This window comes from Methanoregula sp. (genome assembly GCF_002835825.1).
In the GTDB taxonomy this organism is placed as follows: Archaea; Halobacteriota; Methanomicrobia; order Methanomicrobiales; family Methanospirillaceae; genus Methanoregula.
Map to the genome: position 1 here is coordinate 1 of NZ_PIZH01000747.1, position 1,059 is coordinate 1,059.

Sequence of the window (1,059 nt, forward strand, 5' to 3'; positions counted from 1 at the left end):
GTCACGGATCGGAAAAAAGCAGAGGAAGCTCTCCGTGAAAGCGCGTCCCTGCTCCGCTTTGTCCTTGAAAAACTGCCGGTCGGCGTCTGGATAACGGATGCAAAAGGTGTCATCCGGTCAGGTAATACCGCAGGCCGCATAATTTGGGGCGGTGCCCTGAATGTGGGCATGGAAAATTTCCATGAATCTAAAGGATGGTGGTTCAGCACCGGAAAACGCATCGAACCTGATGAATGGGCGGTAGCGCGTGCCATTACCCGGGGAGAGAGTTCGATCGACGAAGAGGTTGAGATCGAGTGCTTTGACGGTACGCACAAGATCATTCTCAATTCGGCAATTCCCATCAGGAACGAGCGCCAGGAGATTGTCGGGGCAATCATTGTCAACCAGGACATCACCGGACGCAAAAAAATGGAAACTGAACTCCTTTCGACCACCCGGAATCTCAAGAAAGCACAGGAAATGGGACAGATCGGCAACTGGGCGTGGGATATTGTCAAAAATACCCTTCACTGGTCCGATGAAGTGTACAGGATCTTTGGTGTCGACCGGGCGTTCCCCGTGAGTTTTGATGGAATAAGAACCCTGGTCCATCCTGATGACAAGGAAAAGAATGAAGAGAAGGTCAGGGAACTCCTTACAATAACTGATTTTGGCGAGCTTGAGATTCGGATCGTCCGTCCTGATGGTGAAGTCAGGCACATTTACCAGAGTGCAGAAGTCTCGCGGGACAAGAATGGCGAGGCTGTTCAGATTTTCGGGATTATCCAGGATATCACCGAACGGAAGAAAATGGAGGATGCCCTCCGGAATGCAAAGGAAGATCTCGAGATGCGTGTCAGGCAGCGGACGGAAGATCTCGTCGCCGCGAACCAGATGCTTGCATGGGAAGTTGCAGAACGCAAAAAGGCTGAGGAAAAGATTCAGGCATCCCTGAAAGAAAAAGAAGTACTCCTCAAAGAGATCCATCACCGGGTAAAAAATAACCTGCAGATTGTAGCCAGCCTCTTCAACCTCCAGGCCCGGTACATCACAGATACCAGGATTCTTGACGCTGTC

At 50.9% G+C, this 1,059-nt stretch carries 1 protein-coding gene; it reads left to right on the plus strand.

The window, feature by feature from the left end; translation table 11 throughout:
* A partial coding sequence (locus CW742_RS14890; protein ID WP_292421745.1) for a PAS domain-containing protein occupies positions 1 to 1,059 on the plus strand: 1,059 nt, incomplete at both ends.